Annotated in this window: 13 protein-coding genes and 5 tRNA genes; 1 reads left to right on the forward strand and 17 read right to left on the reverse strand. The window is 55.2% G+C overall.

Annotated features, from left to right (window positions below; genetic code table 11):
* The 6 genes from OCV58_RS03155 to OCV58_RS03180 form a co-directional block, all read right to left on the reverse strand.
* Window positions 1–288: GTP-binding protein (locus tag OCV58_RS03155; protein WP_267312770.1), on the reverse strand; the 288-nt coding region annotated here is incomplete at its 3' end.
* Between the two features lie 135 nt (window positions 289–423).
* Window positions 424–500 (reverse strand) — tRNA-Met (locus OCV58_RS03160).
* Window positions 501–505: 5 nt separating this feature from the next.
* A tRNA-Thr gene (locus tag OCV58_RS03165) sits at window positions 506–581 on the reverse strand.
* A 55-nt stretch (window positions 582–636) separates the two neighbouring features.
* Window positions 637–712 (reverse strand) — tRNA-Met (locus OCV58_RS03170).
* 6 nt (window positions 713–718) lie between these two features.
* Window positions 719–804: transfer RNA gene (locus OCV58_RS03175), tRNA-Tyr, on the reverse strand.
* 5 nt (window positions 805–809) lie between these two features.
* Window positions 810–885, reverse strand: a tRNA-Thr gene (locus tag OCV58_RS03180).
* A gap of 195 nt (window positions 886–1,080) precedes the next feature.
* On the opposite strand from OCV58_RS03180, the gene queG reads away from it, so the two are divergent.
* Complete coding sequence (queG, locus tag OCV58_RS03185) at window positions 1,081–2,001, forward strand: tRNA epoxyqueuosine(34) reductase QueG (protein WP_267312771.1); 921 nt, start codon at window positions 1,081–1,083, stop codon at window positions 1,999–2,001.
* Here the strand turns inward: queG and OCV58_RS03190 are convergent.
* The 11 genes from OCV58_RS03190 to OCV58_RS03240 form a co-directional block, all read right to left on the reverse strand.
* On the reverse strand, window positions 1,963–2,523 hold the full coding sequence (locus OCV58_RS03190) for a YIP1 family protein (RefSeq protein ID WP_204967663.1): 561 nt from the start codon (window positions 2,521–2,523) through the stop codon (window positions 1,963–1,965). The genes queG and OCV58_RS03190 overlap by 39 nt on opposite strands.
* Window positions 2,520–3,470 (reverse strand): signal peptide peptidase SppA, encoded by a 951-nt coding sequence (gene sppA, locus OCV58_RS03195; RefSeq protein WP_154876926.1) that lies wholly within the window; start codon window positions 3,468–3,470, stop codon window positions 2,520–2,522. The genes OCV58_RS03190 and sppA overlap by 4 nt, the downstream gene beginning before the upstream one ends.
* A 60-nt stretch (window positions 3,471–3,530) precedes the next feature.
* The gene (gene dnaB / locus OCV58_RS03200; RefSeq protein ID WP_154876927.1) at window positions 3,531–4,865 is read right to left on the reverse strand and encodes a replicative DNA helicase; all 1,335 of its coding nucleotides are present in this window, start codon (window positions 4,863–4,865) and stop codon (window positions 3,531–3,533) included.
* Between the two features lie 15 nt (window positions 4,866–4,880).
* Window positions 4,881–6,788 (reverse strand): Lon family ATP-dependent protease, encoded by a 1,908-nt coding sequence (lonC, locus tag OCV58_RS03205; RefSeq protein ID WP_154876928.1) that lies wholly within the window; start codon window positions 6,786–6,788, stop codon window positions 4,881–4,883.
* 27 nt (window positions 6,789–6,815) lie between these two features.
* A complete protein-coding gene (gene rplI, locus OCV58_RS03210; protein ID WP_095630193.1) occupies window positions 6,816–7,262 on the reverse strand; it encodes a 50S ribosomal protein L9 in 447 nt (148 codons plus the stop codon).
* Window positions 7,259–9,274 (reverse strand): DHH family phosphoesterase, encoded by a 2,016-nt coding sequence (locus OCV58_RS03215; RefSeq protein WP_095630194.1) that lies wholly within the window; start codon window positions 9,272–9,274, stop codon window positions 7,259–7,261. The genes rplI and OCV58_RS03215 overlap by 4 nt, the downstream gene beginning before the upstream one ends.
* 18 nt (window positions 9,275–9,292) lie before the next feature.
* Entirely contained in the window at window positions 9,293–10,249 is a 957-nt protein-coding gene (locus OCV58_RS03220) for a YybS family protein (protein WP_154876929.1), read from the reverse strand.
* Between the two features lie 87 nt (window positions 10,250–10,336).
* Window positions 10,337–11,998, reverse strand: a complete 1,662-nt coding sequence (locus OCV58_RS03225) for a ribonuclease J (protein WP_154876930.1) — start codon at window positions 11,996–11,998, stop codon at window positions 10,337–10,339.
* A 392-nt stretch (window positions 11,999–12,390) separates the two neighbouring features.
* Window positions 12,391–13,296: a hypothetical protein gene (locus OCV58_RS03230; RefSeq protein WP_154876931.1), complete on the reverse strand. Its 906-nt coding sequence runs from the start codon at window positions 13,294–13,296 to the stop codon at window positions 12,391–12,393.
* 78 nt (window positions 13,297–13,374) lie between these two features.
* Window positions 13,375–14,172 (reverse strand): bifunctional hydroxymethylpyrimidine kinase/phosphomethylpyrimidine kinase, encoded by a 798-nt coding sequence (gene thiD / locus OCV58_RS03235; RefSeq protein ID WP_095630198.1) that lies wholly within the window; start codon window positions 14,170–14,172, stop codon window positions 13,375–13,377.
* 26 nt (window positions 14,173–14,198) lie between these two features.
* Complete coding sequence (locus OCV58_RS03240; RefSeq protein ID WP_240924637.1) at window positions 14,199–14,684, reverse strand: SixA phosphatase family protein; 486 nt, start codon at window positions 14,682–14,684, stop codon at window positions 14,199–14,201.
* Window positions 14,685–14,812 lie beyond the last annotated feature (128 nt).

Genomic DNA, 14,812 nt, shown 5'->3' on the forward strand with positions numbered 1-14,812 from the left:
AGCGCCGGTGATCATGTTCTTAACATAGTCGGCGTGGCCCGGGCAGTCAACGTGAGCATAGTGACGGTTGTCCGTTTCATATTCAACGTGAGCCGTGTTGATCGTAATGCCGCGTTCGCGTTCTTCCGGAGCCTTATCGATATCAGCATAGTCTTCGAATTTAGCATAGCCTTTTTCGGACAATACTTTCGTAATAGCAGCCGTCAACGTCGTTTTGCCATGGTCAACGTGACCAATCGTACCGATGTTAACATGGGGTTTGGTTCTTTCGTAATGTTCTTTTGCCATTTTACTGATTTCCTCCTTTAGGAAAAAATTTACCATCTATATTGTATTCTATCACACAATACCTATTTTTGCTCTGTTTTCAGAAAAAAATAGTATTGCATATAGAAATAACCTCGTAAAACGAGGTTATAAATGTGGTGGCGGCTCGGAGATTCGAACTCTGGACACTGCGGGTATGAACCGCATGCTCTAGCCAACTGAGCTAAGCCGCCATGTTTGGAGCTATTGACCGGGATTGAACCGGTGACCTTATCCTTACCAAGGATACGCTCTACCGACTGAGCTACAACAGCTTACACCGTTCAAAGCACATATACAGTTTTTCTTTACTGCCTTGCAGCAAAAATTTGGTAGCGGGGGCAGGACTTGAACCTACGACCTTCGGGTTATGAGCCCGACGAGCTACCAACTGCTCCACCCCGCGATGATATGGTGGTGGGGGAAGGATTCGAACCTTCGAAGGCAGTCGCCGGCAGATTTACAGTCTGCTCCCTTTAGCCACTCGGGAACCCCACCATACCTGGAGCCGACAATAGGACTTGAACCTACAACCTACTGATTACAAGTCAGTTGCTCTGCCAATTGAGCTATGTCGGCGTGTCCTGTCTCACAGAACGTAATTGATTATACTTGATAATCTCGATTCTGTCAAGACATTTTTCAGAAGTTTTTTTACTCTCTTCAAAAGCATTTCTTTTAAAGAAGTCTTTAAAACTGCTGACTTGGATAGTATACTATACTCTATAGAAAAAAGCAAGAGATAAATTCAAATTTTTTGGAGGATACTTCTATATGATAGACAGCACAGATATGAAACGGTTTGCCGCTGCCCTCGGCCTGGACTGCGCCGGCGTCGCCCCAGCCGATTTGCCCCGGCCGCCCTATGCCGAAGAACCGCCGTGCCCGCTGGCCGCCGGCGTAGGAGACGAACGATACGAGCCGCGCCGCATTCTCCCGTCGTGCCGTTCCGTCATCGTCGTCTTAGTTCCGTATTACACGGCCCAGACAGAACAGGCCAATCTATCCCTCTATTGCCGGAGCGCAGACTATCACGCCGTCGTCCGCGCGTATTTAGAGCAAATCGCCGCGTATCTGCAGCGGCAATATCCCGGCAGCGAGCAGCGCTGTGTCGTCGATACGTCCCCGCTGTCGGACCGCTGGCTGGCCTATCAGGCCGGCCTGGGCTTTTTCGGAGACAATCGCTGCCTCATCAACGATACGTACGGCTCCTACGTCTTTATCGGCAGCGTCCTCACGTCCCTGCCCTTCGCGCCGGACCAGCCCCTGCAACAGGAATGCTCCCACTGCGGCGCTTGTCAGTCAGCCTGTCCGGGACAATGTTTTTCCGGCGGCGCTTACGATTACAGCCGCTGCAAATCGTATATTACGCAAAAAAAAGGCAGCTTTATGCTGCCTGAAATACAATGTATGGAAAAAACGCCGCTCATCTTCGGCTGCGACGTATGTCAGGAATCGTGTCCCCACAACGCCGGCGCCAAGGCAACGCCCCTTCCGGAATTTTATCGGAGCCGCCTGTCACAGCTCTGCCCTTCGGATATCGAGTCGCTGTCCAACAAACAGTTCCAACAGGCCTTCGGCGACCGTGCCTTCGCCTGGCGCGGCAAAAAGGTGCTGCTCCGCAATCTGGAATACGCGGCTAACCCGGCCGCCGCGTCAGCTGAAAATCGAAACGACGGCAAAGACGACGTATAACAAGACGACGACAGCCAAGACGGCCACGGCGGCCAGGGGCAGCAGCAAGACGGCAATACTTCGTCCCGTTCCCATGGCGTACGTTTCTTTGACGGCCCATACGTCCAATACCAAAGCCCAGACCCCTGCCGCCAGCGACACGGCCTGCACCAGCAGCTCCGGCGCGACGAATACGAAGCTGCCGGCTAAGGTCGCCAGGTTGAGGGGGAGTTCCGTGAAGCAGAGGGCCGCCGCCAGGCTTTTCATAGACCCGTTTCGCCCGAGAAGGCGGGCGGCTCCATGATACAGCAAGATGCGCGCGGCAAAACAGAAGGCCGCTCCGCCGTACATGGCTATGGCCGTCCATACTGCCGTATCCTGCCACTGCACCCATACGGACACGACAGAAAGCATCACGGAAAGGGACCAGATGACGATTCCTTCGCGAAGGCGCTGCTCCGGCACGATGACGGCCAGCGTTTCTTTAGGCGATACGACGATGCCGTAGGCCAATGCTAAGGCTTCTTCAATGTAATATCTCATTGCTGCCGCCCTCCTTTCCATATCATGAGGGGGAAGGGAATCCTCTGCCCGGCTTCATACAGCCCTTCGGCCAGAGAAGGCGCCGCTATCCGGCCGGACAGCAGCTGATCCCAGGAGAAGGCGTCGTCGTACGTCACCGTCGCCACCTTGTCCGGATCGGCGTGGATCAGCGTCCCGGCATAGCCCAAGGCGTCGTAGTAATTCCCCAGCTCGTCGACGAGGCCCGCCTCCTTTGCCTGCACGCCTGTAAACACCCGGCCGTCGGCCAGGGAACGCACCGTTTCGCCGTCCATATGGCGCTGCTCGGCCACGACGGCGACAAACTGTTCGTACATATCGTCGACCATATTCTGGGTCAGCCTCCGTTCTTCCTCAGTCATCGGACGGAAGGGTGAGAAAATATCTTTATGGGGCCCCGATTTGATTTTTTCTTCTCGTACGCCCAGCTTTTCGCTCAGGCCCTGCACATCATAATACGACATATACACGCCAATGCTTCCCGTAATCGTCGAAGGATTGGCGTATATTTTATCTCCATAGGCCGCCAGCCAGTAAGCCCCCGACGCAGCCGTATCGCCCATGGATACGACGACGGGCTTGCCCGAATCCTTCAGCTTCTGTAGCTCTGCCGCCGCTTCCTGCGTCGCCGCCGCGCTGCCGCCGGGGCTGTTGACGCGCAGCAGCACAGCTTGTACGCTGTCGTCCTGCCTGGCCTTGCGGAACTGGCGCATCAGCGCGCCCGACGTCGTCGAAGACGGGCTTCCCCAAGCCATGTCGGCGTCGTCGCCGCCGACAATCGGGCCATTGACGCGGATAACCGCTACGCGCGGCTCCTGATACAGCTTCCGCACGCTGTCCGAGCGGGACAGGGACCCGGCTGCGGCAACGACAATAAACAGCACTGCCGCAACGACGCCGGCAATGCGGATCTTTTTCTGCTTTTCCATAGGGCCTCCTCTATACAAAAATAAGGGACGCAAGAGCGACGGCTCTCTATCCCTTACGCATTACAAACGGTCTTCATGGGTCGTATCCAAATTCAAGAATAAGGTATACTCGCCCTTGAAATACAGCTTTACAGAACCGACGGGGCCGTTGCGGTGCTTGGCCAGTATGATTTCTGTAATGTGCTGATTTTCCGTTTCCTTATCATAATAATCTTCGCGATATAAGAACGACACGATATCGGCGTCCTGTTCCAGCGCGCCCGATTCGCGCAGGTCGCTCAGCATCGGCCGCTTATCCTGCCGGCTTTCTACGCTTCGGCTGAGCTGCGACAGAGCGATGAGGGGCACTTTGAGCTCCCGGGCCAGGGCCTTCAGCGAACGGGAAATTTCGGAGATTTCCTGCTGTCGGCTTTCGGAGCTGCGCCCCTGCATGAGCTGCAGGTAGTCGACGATGATCAAATCCAGGCCGTGCTCCGCCTTGAGACGGCGGGCCTTGGAGCGCATCTCCGTTACGGAAATACCCGGCGTATCGTCGATGTAAATAGGCGCCTGATACAATTTATCGCAGGCGTCGGTCAGCTTCGTCCATTCGTCGTCGCTGTTGAGCTGGCCCGTGCGCAGCTTCTGCGAATCGATATGGGCGATTTGGCACAGCAGACGCTGTACGAGCTGCTCCTGAGACATTTCCAGGGAAAAGAAGGCCACGGTCTTATGCTGCTTTACGCCTACGTTCTGCGCGATATTCAGGGTAAAGGCCGTCTTCCCCATACTCGGACGAGCCGCGACGAGGATTAAATCCGACGGCTGCAGCCCCGACGTCAGGCGGTCTAAATCGCGAAATCCCGTAGGCAAGCCCGTAATGCCCGCTTTATTTTCATACAGCTTGGTAATCTTGTCCAGCGTTTCTTCGACGACGACGCCGACAGGCGCGAAGTCTCCCCGCCGCTTGCTCTCGGAAATCTGCAGGATACGCCGTTCGGCGTCGTCCAGCAAATCCTCCGGCTCTTTCTCGCCGTCGTAAGCCTCCGAGGTCAATTCGGTGCACGTCGTAATAATATTGCGGGCCAGGGCCTTTTCCGCCACGATATTGGCGTGATATTCGATATTAGCGGCCGTCGCGACCAGGTTCGGCAGGCTGAGGATGTACTCCAGACCACCGACGTCGTCGAGCTTTTTCATGCGCCGCAGTTCTTCCGGCAGGGTAATGACGTCGACTTCCTTGTTGTCGTGATGCAGGTGCTCCATGGCTTCGAAAATCGTCCGGTGCACTTCCCTGTAAAAATCGCCGGGCCGCAGCTTTTCCATAGCGGCTACGACGGCGTTGTGCTCCAGCATCATCGCGCCGAGCACGGCCTGCTCCGCTTCTACGTTCTGCGGCGGAATCCGCTGCTCCATAGTATATGCACACTCCTACTTTACAAACATAATGTCCAACACATCCTGAATCGTTTCGGCGCAGCGTATATCCAAATCCAGATGATGTTCCGGAATATCCTGCCCATTGTCCTTAGGAATGACGATGGCCTTCATGCCGGCCTGGCAGGCGCCGTAGGCCTTTTCAAATACGCCGCCGACGGGCTTTACCTGCCCCCGCACGGAAATTTCGCCCGTAACGGCCACATCCTGTCGGATCGGCGTCTGCGTAATCGCCGAGATGAGAGCCGTCGTAATCGCGCAGCCTGCCGACGGGCCGTCGATGTTTCCGCCGCCGACAAAGTTGATATTGACGTCGTAATCGGACAATTCCTTGCCCGTCACGCTGCGCACCACGGCAGCGGCGTTGAACATGGAATCCTTGGCCATCGAACCGGCCGTATCGTTGAAGCGGTAATAGCCCTTGCCGGCCTCGCGGGCGGGAAAGGCTACGGCTTCGATTTCGATCGCCGAGCCTAAATACCCCGAAACGCCGAGGCCGAATATTTTCCCCACAGCCGGCACGTCGCTCGCCTTTTCCATGGCGTACGGCGTAAGGCGGCTGATCTGGGACACGCGGTGAATGTGATCCTTCGTAATGACTACGCCGTCCTTGCGGCCGGCCCGATATACGGCCAGGCCGTAAGCGTCAGCCAGGATATTGACAGCCTTGCGCCCTTCGATCGTAAAGGTGCTGATAAGGGCCGCCGCACCGTCTTCCAAGACCGCGCCCAGCTCCCTGGCCGCATTTTCTACGATAGTCTGTATATCCGACGGCACGAGGGGCTCGAAAAAGATTTCGGCGCAGCGCGAGCGGATAGCCGGATTGATTTCCCAAGGGCTCCGCGTCGTCGCTCCGATGAGGATGAAATCGGCCGGCGCGCCTTCGGCGAACAGTTTTTTAATATATTGGGGCACATTCGGGTCTTCTTCGTCATAATAGGCCGACTCGAACTTCACCCGCTTATCTTCCAATACCTTTAGCAGCTTATTCAGCAGCATGGGGTCCATCTCGCCGATTTCGTCGATGAACAAGATGCCGCCATGGGCCTCCGTCACCAGACCCGGCTTGGGCTCGGGAATCCCCGTATCGGCCAAATCGCGGCGCGCGCCTTGATAAATGGGGTCGTGGACCGAGCCGATGAGGGGATTGGTCATATCGCGCGAATCCCAGCGCAACGTCGTCCCGTCCGTTTCGACAAAGGGCGCGTCAGGTCCGAAGGGCGTAAAGGGAAGGCCTTTCGCCTCCTGCAGGACGATGCGGGCCGCCGTCGTCTTGCCTACGCCGGGAGGTCCGTACAACAGAAGATGCTGCGGATACACGGAAGCCAGCTTGCTCTGCATCGCTTCCACGGCCCGTTCCTGGCCGACGACGGCGCTGAGCTTTTTCGGACGGACTTGCTCCATAATCGATTCGGACAGCTGTATCGTATCGAGCTTCTGCAGCTCGGCCAGCTTGCGCTTCGTCTGCGGCGTCTCTACATCGTGCAGTTCTTCCTTGATAATCTGCATCTTGATTTCCTGCACGTATTCCTGCTGCTTTTCCTCCATCCGCTGGGAAATCTTCTTTTCCAGCCGCTCTTCCACAGCCTGGCGGGCCAGCATTTCAGCCAGTACGATTTCCAGCTCGTTCAATACGTCGATGACCTCGTCGTCCTTCGGAATGCGGTCGTACGACGCGTTTTCATATACGAGGCGCTGCAGGCCGACCAGCCGCTGCCGCGGGTCTTCCGAATGGACATAGGACAGGGCGGCGTATTTACTGGCTCTGAGCACCATCTTTTCCGCCCCTATAAGACCAGTAAAAGCGCCGTAAAGCACGTTAACCTGACGGCGGAGCTCTTCCTCCGCCGTCGGTTCCAGATACTTATGGCGCTGTAACAGTTTATCAAGCAATTCTTTCATAGTATCCCCTTACAGTTTTGCCGCAGCTTATCCTTCTACGACATGAACCTTGATGACGCTCGTAATGGTCGGATGCACGCGGATGACGACGTCGTACGTTCCCAGCGATTTAATCGGGTCCTTGATTTCGACTTTCTTTTTGTCGATGTCGACGTCGTACTGAGCCTTCGCCGCTTCGCTGATATTTTTGCCCGTAATCGCACCGAATACCTTTCCGCCTTCGCCGACCTTTACGGGAATCGTCAGCTCTACCTTCTTCAGCTGGCTGGCCAGCACGACGGCTTCATCGGACGCTACCTGGGCCTTATGCTTAGCCGCCGCCTGCTTCTGCTTCGCGTCGTTGATGTTTTCCGACGTGCCCGGCGCAGCTAATTTGCGGGGCAGCAGGAAATTGCGGCCGTAGCCTTCCGATACTTCTATGATTTCGCCTTTTTTACCCAATTTTTTTACGTCTTGCAATAATATTACTTTCATTCTTTTTCAGTCTCCTTATTTTTATTGATTACGTCCCGCAGGGCCGCCATGACGTCCTGCTGCGCTTCTTCTACGGTACGCTCTTTGAGCTGCGCGCCGGCAACGGTGCGATGGCCGCCGCCGCCCAGGGCCTCCATGACGAGCTGTACGTTAATATCTCCCTTGGAGCGGGCGCTGACGCCGATATTGCCGTCAGGAAGCTCGCAGAACGTAAAGCTGGCGTTTACGTTGTCTATATTGATAAGCATATCGGCGATTTGCGCCGCTACGATCGTCGTGTTCTTCGTCCCCTTCGGGCAGGAAGCCATGGCCACGCCGTCTACGATGCGCGCCTCCGACAAGATGGCCGCCTTTTCCCGGACTGTCGTAAAATCGGAGCTGAACAGCTCCCGCACGATTTCCGGGTCAGCGCCGCTGCGGCGCAGGTAGGCCGCGGCGTCAAAGGTACGGACGCCGGTCTGGACGGCGAAGTTTTTCGTATCGACGATAATGCCGGCGTACAAGGCCGTCGCTTCGATTTTTTCCAGCTCTACGTCTTCCTGGTAATACTGGAGCAGCTCCGTGACGAGTTCGCTCGTCGAAGAGCTGGACGGCTCCGTATACGTCAGGAGAGGCTTCTTGATAAAGTCGGAGCTGCGGCGGTGATGGTCGATGACGACGCGCCGTTCCGTCTGTTCAATCAAGGCCGGCGCGACGGTCATGTCCGTCCGGTGGGTATCAACGATGAACAGCAGGGTCTGGCTGTTGCACAGCTCTTCCGCCGTTTCCGCCGAAATGAGCAAGTCCTTAAAGGCCGGCACGTTGAGTATCTGCGTTTCCAGACGGCGGATGGCGTCGGTCTGCTTGCTGATGACGATGTGGACGGGCTTGCCGATGATGCGGGCCATGTGGGCCACGCCGACGGCCGCGCCGATGCTGTCGTAATCTTCCCGTTCATGCCCCATGACCAGGACGAGATCGCTCGTGTCGATGAGTTCGCGTATCGCCTGGGCGACGACGCGGGCCCGGACGCGGGTATTCTTTTCGACAGACCGGGTCTTGCCGCCGTAAAAATGAGGCGAGCCGTCTTCTTCGTATACGACGACCTGGTCGCCGCCCCGTCCCAAGGCCAGATCCAGCCCGGCCTGGGCCTTGTCGGCCAGCTCGTTGAAGTTGACCATGCCCTGGGTCACGACATCCTTCGGGCAGGCCGCCACACCCATGCTGAGCGTAACGGGAATGCGGTTGACCGTATGGATCATGCGGATTTTTTCGAGAAAAGAAAAGTTGTCCTTCTTCAGTTCGTCGAGGGCTTCGCGGCTCAGGCAGGCGAAGTACTTTTCGTTGCCGTACGAGCGGACGAAGGCTCCCAGCGACGTCAACTCGTCGATCAGGCAGTTATTGACGTTCGTCCACAGCGTCGTCTGCTGGACCGACGTCATGCCCTTGGCGACTTCTTCCATGTTGTCGATTTCAATATCGCACAATACCGGCACGGAGGCAATGCAGTTCATCTTCTGCGTTTCCGTGTCCGTAATATCTTCAAAATACAAGATGAGGTAGTTGTCGTCTTCCGCCGCTTCCGTCTGCAAATACTTGTAGACGACGCGGTAATACCGCTTATCGATATGTTCGAAAAAATAGCCGAATTTTCCCCAAAATTTATCGATATTTAAATTGGGCATAATATGATCCAGCTTCTGGTCGTTGTCGATATCGCCGATCCAGTCGCGGAACACGCTGTTGGCCCAGCACAGGCTGGACTGCATGTCGACAATGGCTATGCCGATGGGCAGGTTCTGCACGGCGTAGGTCGACGCCTGGTCGACGCTTTGAGAGACGGCGTCGAAAAACTGACTGATTTCCCGGTTGCGCTCGTTCGTATTTTTCCGCGTCAGCACATAGGCTCCGACGATCAGTATCAGCGCCAGCAGCGCTATGACCCAATTATATACGGCGATAATAATCAGCAGCAAGACCGTAATGAGGAAAAAGGGCTCCTCGTTTCGTCTTGACAGCATTTCCTTCAGCATATGACTTCCCCCTGGGCATCACATCGTATTGCGTTTCTTGCGATAATTCAAAAGCATGTCCATCAATCCGGCGGCGAAGGCCGCATAGGAAAACACGGGCATGACAAAAAACAAAATGATAATGAGCACCTGCAACCCCGTGCTGATATGAAAGCGGCGGTCGAGGAAATAAAACAGGAAGGCCAGGCCCTGAATGCATATAAAGAAAAAGGCGACTTGATTCAAGTTGACGCCGATGATGCTGAGCCACTCGATATCCCGCGTCGTCCCCCAATATTTCATGACCAATGCCAATACATATAAGTATATCACACTGCGCGAAATTTCCCAATAACGAATCGGCAAAAAGGGCTTGATGGAAAAGCCTAAGCGGACGAGCACCAGCTGGGAAATCTTAACGTTGATATAGGCGATAACCGCCATGGCCAGGCATAAAAACATGGGAAGCATAGACGGCAGAAGACGCCGCACTTCTTCCAGCTGCGTCCGCGCCTCGGCCAGCTGGATATCGGACATACCGCTGGTTTTATACTGGGCGATCGTATCGGCGACGACCGTATCGAAGGCGCTGTAAATCGCCGCCAGCAAATTGATGTCGAGAACGATATACATAAGTGCGAGAAGAACGCCCGTGGCGGCAATGAGGGCCGCCGCTACGCAGGCCAGCATCTTGGCCGGCGCCCACTCGTAGCGGAATCCGGCGCCGATAGCCAGGCCAACAGAGGCAAAGGTAATAAGCTGGGCGACCGCCGTCAGGGGATCGATGAAAATGCCCATGAGAATGCCTACGACGACGCCGAGGAGCAGCGCCTGGCGCATGCCGTATTTCATATAGATAATCGTCATGGGAATAGGCATGATAAAGTACCCCACAAAGGAAAAGAAGGGCATAAAGGTGCTGAGAAGGGCCAGGATAAGCATGACAGCGGCAAAACAGCCGGCAGTCGTGAGAGGCGTAATGCGCTTTTGTTCCACTGAATCATCTCCTTTCAAGAAAGGCATCTCTACCTGCATGGTAAACAGCGGAGGCGCGCTGGCCTCCGCTGTCTCCGCAGTATTGCATTATACTTCCATAATAATCGGCAAAATCATAGGCCGGCGTTTCGTCTTTTCATACAAGTACCGGCTCAGCGTATCGCGAACCTGCGACTTAATGACCGCCCATTCGCGGATGTTGCCGGCTTCGCACCGTTCGAGGACGGCGGCGACGCGGTCGTGAGCTTCGCTGATCAGCTCTTCCGAATCGCGGACGTAGACAAAGCCTCTCGACACGATATCCGGTCCGGCCAGGGCGTGGCTCGTCCCCTTCGCCAAGGTCATGACGACGATGACGACGCCTTCCATAGCTAATTGCTGGCGGTCGCGGATGACGATGTTGCCGACGTCGCCGACGCCGAGGCCGTCGACGAATACGCGGCCGGCGTTGACCCGGCCGGCTTTATTGCCGGAACGGTTGGAAAATTCGAAAATCTGACCGTTGTCGCCGATGAGGACGTGATCCTTTTCGACGCCCATCTGCACCGCCAAATCGCCGTGCTGCTTCAGCATGCGGTATTCGCCGTGCACGGGAATAAAATACTTCGGCCGGATCAAATCCAGCATGAGCTTCAATTCTTCCTGGCTGGCGTGGCCCGACACGTGAATCTTCTTATCCCGGCCGGCAACGACGTTGGCGCCCAGCTTCATGAGGTTGTCGATGGTCCGGCTGACGCCCATTTCGTTGCCCGGAATCGGCGTCGCCGAAATGATGACCGTATCGCCCGGCATGATGCTGACGCTGCGGTGATTGTTGGAGGCCATGCGGGATAAGCCGGCCATGGGCTCGCCCTGGCTGCCCGTCGTCAGGATCAGGACCTGGTCGTCGGGATAGCGTCCCAATTCGTCGGGCTCGATGAGCACGCCGTCAGGCACGCTCAGATAGCCCAATTCGATGGCAATCTGCACGTTATTTACCATGCTGCGGCCCAATACGGTCACTTTGCGCTTAAACTGCACGGCCGTATTGATCGCCTGCTGAATACGGGAAATATTCGAAGCGAAGGTCGCCAAAATAATGCGTCCCGTCGCAGCCCGGAAGGCCTTGCGGAAGGCGTGGCCTACGGTCGTTTCCGATTCGGTGTAGCCCGGCCGTTCTGCGTTCGTGCTGTCCGACATGAGCAGCAGTACGCCGCGGCGGCCCAGGTCTGCAAACTTGTGGATGTCCATAGGCTGGCCGTCCACCGGGGTCAGGTCGATCTTAAAGTCGCCTGTATGGACGATCGTGCCTACAGGCGTCTTAAAATACAGCGCGCTGGCATCGGGAATAGAGTGATTGGTTCGGATAAAGCCCACTTTCATGCAGCCGATCTGCACTTCGTCGCCGTGCTGCACCTCGTTCAATTTGTAATTCGTAATGTGATTTTCCTTCAATTTGCCTTCGATGAGGCCGCATACTAATTTCGTCGCGTAAACGGGCACATTTACTTCGTTGAGCAAATATGCCAAACTGCCGATATGGTCTTCGTGACCATGCGTAATGACGACGGCCCTCACCTTATCCCTGTTTTCAATCAAATAGCTCATGTCAGGGATGACGAGGTCAATGCCAAACATATCGTCGTCAGGGAAAGACAGTCCGGCGTCAATTACGATGATGTCGTTTCCGTATTGGATTACGGTCATATTCTTGCCGATTTCGCCCAAGCCGCCCAATGGAATGACCATCAGCTTTTCTTTCTTAGCCAATTTTTTTACCTCCTGTACTATGAAATTTTATCCGTTCTAACTGTGTATATTGGATTGCCCGTCGGCCTGTGCCGACCTATTCTCCCGTGCAGGCAATCGATGCCAACTGTCTTATCAAAGATGCTTGCGTTCAGATATAACGAACAATAATGGACTTACCCTTCTATCATATTTTCCGTTATTTCTCTTCCTATGTCAATAATATGACTGTAAAATTCTACAATTTAAGGAAAAATTTAGAGTGCCGCAGCCGCCGGTTCATATATTTGTCCAGTTGCCGCGGTATATCCATGCCGCACGGCACATGTGCTTATAAAAAACATCAGGACCGCAGCGACGATACCGCATGCGGCCCTGATGCCAAAACATATGTAGATGTCTCCTTGCCGCCCTTAGGCCGCTTTTGCCGCAGCGCCGTCTTTATCGGATTCCTCCGCGTCGTCGGAGCCCGGAATCGTTCCCGGAACGGCCGCTTCCTTAACTTCTTTCGGAGCCGTCAAATCAGCGTCTTTCGGAAGGGGAGCACAGTCGATAGTCATGGATATTTCGCTGTACTTGATAAACTGTTCCATAACGGCTTTATTCGCGTCGGACGCGTCGCTTTCAGCCAACACTTCCTGCGCAACGGCGCGCATCTGCGGCGTCAAAGGCATCGTCACCTTGGAAATCCGCTTGGTCTTCGGATCGACGATTACATTGACCGTTACGTCGCCCGTTTTCTGCAGGGCCTGAAGGACCTTTGCAAAGCCTTCGGCCTGTTCTTTCTTATAGCCGTCGGCAGCCCATTTTTCCTTGTCGCCTTCGCGGTACAGGCGGCTCGCGTCATATACGACATCGTACGAATTCTTGCCGGCTGCCGTTACGGATTTCACGCCGGCCAGTACGTTGTGGTCGCCATGGAAGCGCTTGGAAATGGGATCGGCGCTCTTCAATTTGCGGGTTGCCTTTTTCCACGCGTTGTCGGCCTTCGAATCTTCATAGTAGATGTGCAGTACGTCGCCGTCCTGTTCCACATAACTGTGGACGGTCTTCGTGTTGTTCAGGACCTTCGCTACAGCTTCGCTCTTCATCTGGAAGGGTTCAGCCTGCATATCGATGGTGTTGGTCAGGGACACATTGCCCAAAAAAGGCATTTCCATATTGACCTGCAGGACGTATTCGCCTGTCGGTTCAGCCATCATATTGCGGGCCGCTTCTTCGTATACCTGCGACGGAGACGCCGCGAATGCCGCGCCGCTGGCCATAGCCAGGGCCGCGACCGTACAAAGAGCCTTTTTTACACGCATTCTTAAATTCATATTTCATTCCTCCTTGCGCAATAATAACTATTCCCGGAAAAGCCGAGGGACTGCCGGGGAATAACCTGAACACAGAAGCTACATGCCCGCCTTGCGGTACAGGCTGTAGAAATGATGGATAGGCCCGTGGCCTTTGCCAATCGGTTCGGCGTGGCTGATGCCGTCGAAGACGTACTGCTTGGCCGCCGCGACGGCGTCGGCCAGGTTCATGCCGTTCGCCAGATTGGAGGCGATGGCACTAGACAGGGAGCAGCCCGTGCCGTGAGTGCTCGTGCTTTCGACGCGGCGGCCTTTGAAATAATGGAAGCCTTCGCCATCGTATAAGATGTCCGTCGCATCTTCTACGCGGTGGCCGCCTTTGACCAGCACGGCCTTCGCTCCTAAGGCTGCGATGTCTTTGGCCGCCTGTTCCATAGACGTAAAATCATCAATATGACGTCCCGTCAGCACTTCGGCTTCGGGAATATTCGGCGTCAGTACGTCTGCCAGGGGAATCAACTCCTCCTTCAGCGTCTGTTCTGCTTCTTCGGCCAGTAGCCGATGGCCGCTCGTCGCCACCATGACCGGGTCGACAACGACGAAGGGAGGCTTGTACTGGCGCAGCTTGCCGGCGATAATGCGTATCGTCTCGGGAACGCTGACCATACCGATTTTCACGGCGTCTACCTCTATATCTTCAAATACGGCGTCGATCTGCGATGCGATCATCTCCGGCGTCACGTCCATATATCCCCGCACGCCCTGCGTGTTCTGCGATACGACAGCCGTTATGACGTTCATGGCATAACAACCATGGGCGCAAAAGGTCTTGCAGTCCGCCGCCGCTCCGGCCCCGCCGGACGGGTCCGTCCCGGCAATCGATACTACGTGTTTCATAGGCTATACCTCCTAATTACTATCTATTATTTCTTTATCAGCTTTGCTGCCTTCGGGCTCATATACATGAGCAGCGACGCCGTGCCCCCGTTGCTGTCAAAGGGATCATAATCAAACAAGGCCATGCTTCCCGTTTTGAACTGTATATCCAGACCGGTCCATGCCTTAGTCCATTGCTCTAAATAGGGCGAATGGCCGACAATGCACACGACATCCCCGTCGCTCCCGCACAGAATATCCTTATAGACGGCGTCCAGATCACCGGCTGCAATGGCCGGATGGGTATGAAAGGCAGTATAGGGAATGCGCGTATCAAAAAACGCCGCCGTTTGACACGTGCGGATATACGGGCTGGCCCACAGGACGGTAGTCCCTTCGGGCCACCACAGCCGGGCGGCGTCGAGCATTGCCGCAGCCTGCTTCTTGCCCTTTTCAATCAGTTCCCGCTTTTTATCGTCCATTCCGTCATGGTACGGCTCGGCTTTGCCATGACGCATCAAACAAACATACATGATTCGTCAATTCTCCTTTGCTCCCGCGTATTTCACTGTACATTGTTTTACGCGGCTTCTTTGAGCTCCTGCGGCTCGCCTAATTTTTATTTATTATACCATAATTCAGCACGCATATATATTGCCCT

The organism is Megasphaera stantonii (genome assembly GCF_025567065.1).
Lineage (GTDB): Bacteria > Bacillota > Negativicutes > Veillonellales > Megasphaeraceae > Megasphaera > Megasphaera stantonii.